General features: G+C 67.4%; 1 protein-coding gene and 1 pseudogene. Both read right to left on the bottom strand.

The features are described 5' to 3' along the window. Window positions 1-1,196, bottom strand: a pseudogene (locus tag VGN50_RS03175) (DNA-directed RNA polymerase subunit beta'); the annotation flags it as partial. A gap of 109 nt (window positions 1,197-1,305) precedes the next feature. Continuing rightward, on the bottom strand, window positions 1,306-4,332 hold a 3,027-nt coding region (gene rpoB, locus VGN50_RS03170; RefSeq protein ID WP_327443187.1), incomplete at its 5' end, for a DNA-directed RNA polymerase subunit beta.

Below are 4,332 nucleotides of genomic sequence, written 5' to 3'. Positions count from 1 at the left end.
AGCGGACGGTTGCCGGGGCCCGTGACCGGGCGGCCGCGGCGGCCGTTGTCGAAGAGGCTGTCGACGGCCTCCTGGAGCATGCGCTTCTCGTTGTTGACGATGATCTCGGGAGCCCCGAGGTCGAGAAGCCGCTTCAGGCGGTTGTTGCGGTTGATGACGCGACGGTACAGGTCGTTCAGGTCGGAGGTCGCGAAGCGGCCACCGTCGAGCTGCACCATCGGACGCAGGTCCGGGGGGATGACGGGCACGGCATCCAGCACCATGCCGTCGGGCTTGTTGGTGGTGGCCTGGAAGGCCGTGACCACCTTGAGGCGCTTGAGGGCGCGGGTCTTCTTCTGGCCCTTGCCGGTGGCGATGATCTCGCGCAGCAGCTCGGACTCGGCCTGCAGGTCGAAGTCCTGCAGGCGCTTCTGGATCGCCGCAGCGCCCATGCCGCCCTCGAAGTAGAGGCCGAACCGGTCGCGCATCTCGCGGTAGAGGATCTCGTCGCCCTCGAGGTCCTGGACCTTGAGGTTCTTGAAGCGGTCCCAGACCTGCTCGAGGCGCTCGATCTGCTGGTCGGCGCGCTTGCGGATCTGGTTCATCTCGCGCTCGGCGGACTCGCGCACCTTGCGGCGAGCGTCAGCCTTGGCACCCTCGGCCTCGAGCTCGGCGATGTCGGACTCGAGCCGCTTGGCCCGGGTCTCGATCTCGGAGTCGCGACGGTTCTCGAACTCCTTCTTCTCGACCTCGATCTGAGCCTCGAGCGAGGGCAGGTCCTTGTGGCGCTGCTCCTCGTCGACCGAGGTGATCATGTAGGCCGCGAAGTAGATGACCTTCTCGAGGTCCTTCGGGGCCAGGTCGAGCAGGTAGCCCAGCCGCGACGGGACGCCCTTGAAGTACCAGATGTGGGTGACGGGGGCGGCGAGCTCGATGTGGCCCATCCGCTCACGGCGCACCTTGGCGCGAGTGACCTCGACGCCACAGCGCTCACAGATGATGCCCTTGAAGCGGACACGCTTGTACTTGCCGCAGTTGCACTCCCAGTCCCGGGTGGGGCCGAAGATGCGCTCGCAGAACAGGCCCTCCTTCTCGGGCTTGAGCGTGCGGTAGTTGATGGTCTCGGGCTTCTTGACCTCACCATGGCTCCACTGGCGGATGTCCTCCGCCGTGGCCAGGCCGATGCGCAACTCGTCGAAGAAGTTGACGTCGAGCACGTGGTTCCTTCTCTCGTGTCTCTATAAGTACTGAAGTGGTCTGATTCGGGTGGGGGGCCGTGGAGGGGACGTATGCCGCGTGGCAGGCCACGCGGCATACGTCACCGCATCAGACCTCTTCGACGCTGCTCGGCTCCCGCCGGGACAGATCGATGCCGAGCTCCTCCGCTGCGCGGAAGACGTCCTCGTCGGACTCCTTGAGCTCGATGGACGTGCCATCGCTGGAGAGGACCTCGACGTTGAGGCACAGCGACTGCATCTCCTTGATGAGCACCTTGAAGGACTCGGGGATGCCGGGCTCGGGGATGTTGTCGCCCTTGACGATGGCCTCGTAGACCTTGACGCGCCCCTGCACGTCGTCGGACTTGATGGTGAGGAGCTCCTGCAGCGCGTAGGCGGCGCCGTACGCCTCGAGGGCCCAGACCTCCATCTCACCGAAGCGCTGGCCACCGAACTGGGCCTTACCGCCGAGCGGCTGCTGGGTGATCATCGAGTAGGGACCCGTGCTGCGGGCGTGGATCTTGTCGTCCACGAGGTGGTGCAGCTTGAGGATGTACATGTAGCCCACCGACACCGGCTCGGGGAACGGCTCGCCGGAGCGGCCGTCGAACAGCCGGGACTTGCCCGAGCCGTCGATGAGCCGAACGCCGTCGCGGGTCGGGGTCGTGGAGTCGAGCAGACCCACGATCTCGTCCTCGCGCACACCGTCGAACACCGGGGAGGCGACCCGCGTGCCGGCCGGAGCCTGACGCGCGTCCTCGGGGATGAGCTTGGCCCAGTCCGGGTTGCCGGCGATCTCCCAGCCGCGCGACGCGGCCCAGCCCAGGTGCAGCTCGAGGATCTGGCCGACGTTCATACGGCCGGGGACACCGAGCGGGTTGAGCACCACGTCGACGGGCGTGCCGTCCTCGAGGAACGGCATGTCCTCGACGGGCAGGATCTTGGAGATGACGCCCTTGTTGCCGTGACGGCCGGCGAGCTTGTCACCGTCGGTGATCTTGCGCTTGTTGGCGACGTAGACACGCACCAGCTGGTTGACGCCCGGGGGCAGGTCGTCGCCCTGGTCCTTGTCGAAGACCTTGACGCCGATGACCGTGCCGGTCTCGCCGTGGGGCACCTTGAGGGACGTGTCGCGGACCTCGCGGGCCTTCTCGCCGAAGATGGCGCGAAGCAGACGCTCCTCCGGGGTCAGCTCGGTCTCGCCCTTGGGCGTGACCTTGCCGACGAGCAGGTCGCCGTCACGGACCTCGGCACCGATGCGGATGATCCCGCGCTCGTCGAGGTCCGCCAGGACCTCCTCGGAGACGTTGGGGATGTCGCGGGTGATCTCCTCAGGACCCAGCTTGGTGTCGCGGGCGTCGACCTCGTGCTCCTCGATGTGGATCGAGGAGAGGACGTCGTCCTGCACCAGACGCTGGCTGAGGATGATCGCGTCCTCGTAGTTGTGGCCCTCCCACGGCATGAACGCGACGAGCAGGTTGCGGCCCAGGGCCATCTCGCCGCCCTCGGTCGCGGGACCGTCGGCGATGACGCCGCCGGCCTCGACCCGGTCACCCTCGTTGACGACGACGACCTGGTTGTAGGACGTGCCCTGGTTGGAGCGCGAGAACTTGGCGATCCGGTAGGTGCGGGTCGTGCCGTCGTCACCGGCCACGGTGACGAGGTCGGCCGAGACCTCGGTGACCACACCGGCCTTCTCGGCCCGGACGACATCGCCGGAGTCGAGAGCCGCGCGGTACTCCATGCCGGTGCCGACCAGCGGCGCCTCCGACTTGACCAGCGGCACCGCCTGACGCTGCATGTTGGAGCCCATGAGCGCACGGTTGGCGTCGTCGTGCTCGAGGAACGGGATGAGCGCGGTCGCGGCGGACACCATCTGGCGCGGCGAGACGTCCATGTAGTCGACGTCCTCACCGGGGATGTAGTCGACCTCGCCACCCTTGGTGCGCACCAGGACGCGGTCCTCGGTGAACAGGCCGTCCGCGTTGATGACGGCGTTGGCCTGCGCGATGACGTGCCGGTCCTCCTCGTCGGCCGAGAGGTAGTGGATCTCGTCGGTGACGGTGCCCTTGACGACCTTGCGGTACGGCGTCTCGATGAAGCCGAACGCGTTGATGCGGCCGTAGGAGGCGAGCGAGCCGATCAGACCGATGTTGGGACCCTCAGGGGTCTCGATCGGGCACATGCGGCCGTAGTGCGACGGGTGGACGTCACGGACCTCCATGCCGGCGCGGTCACGGGACAGACCGCCCGGGCCGAGGGCCGACAGACGCCGCTTGTGCGTCAGGCCCGCGAGCGGGTTGTTCTGGTCCATGAACTGCGAGAGCTGCGAGGTGCCGAAGAACTCCTTGATCGAGGCCACCACGGGGCGGATGTTGATCAGGGTCTGCGGGGTGATCGCCTCGACGTCCTGCGTGGTCATCCGCTCGCGGACGACGCGCTCCATGCGGGACAGGCCGGTGCGGACCTGGTTCTGGATCAGCTCGCCGACGTTGCGCAGGCGACGGTTGCCGAAGTGGTCGATGTCGTCGACCTCGACGGGCACCTCCTGGCCGTTCTTGCCGGCCAGGGTCGTCTCGCCGGCGTGCAGCGCGACGATGTACTTGATCGTGGCCACGATGTCGTCCACCGACAGCACCGAGTCGCCGAGCTCGGCGGCGACGCCGAGCTTGCGGTCGATCTTGTAGCGACCGACCTTGGCGAGGTCGTAGCGCTTGGGGTTGAAGTAGAGGTTGTCCAGGAGCGTCTGGGCGGCCTCACGGGTCGGCGGCTCGCCCGGGCGCAGCTTGCGGTAGATGTCGAGCAGGGCGTCGTCCTGGCCGGCCGTGTGGTCCTTCTCCAGGGTCAGGCGCATCGACTCGTAGTCGCCGAACTCCTCGAGGATCGCGGCCTCGGTCATGCCGAGGGCCTTGAGCAGGACGGTCACCGACTGCTTGCGCTTGCGGTCGACGCGGACGCCGACCATGTCGCGCTTGTCGATCTCGAACTCGAGCCAGGCGCCGCGGCTCGGGATCACCTTGGCGGTGTAGATGTCCTTGTCGGACGTCTTGTCGGGCGTGCGCTCGAAGTAGACGCCGGGGCTGCGGACCAGCTGGGACACGACGACACGCTCGGTGCCGTTGATGACGAAGGTGCC

This window comes from Pedococcus sp. (genome assembly GCF_036000045.1).
Taxonomy (GTDB): domain Bacteria; phylum Actinomycetota; class Actinomycetes; order Actinomycetales; family Dermatophilaceae; genus Pedococcus.
The sequence above is the reverse complement of the archived record's forward strand: the minus strand, read 5'-3'. Positions and strand labels throughout refer to the sequence as shown.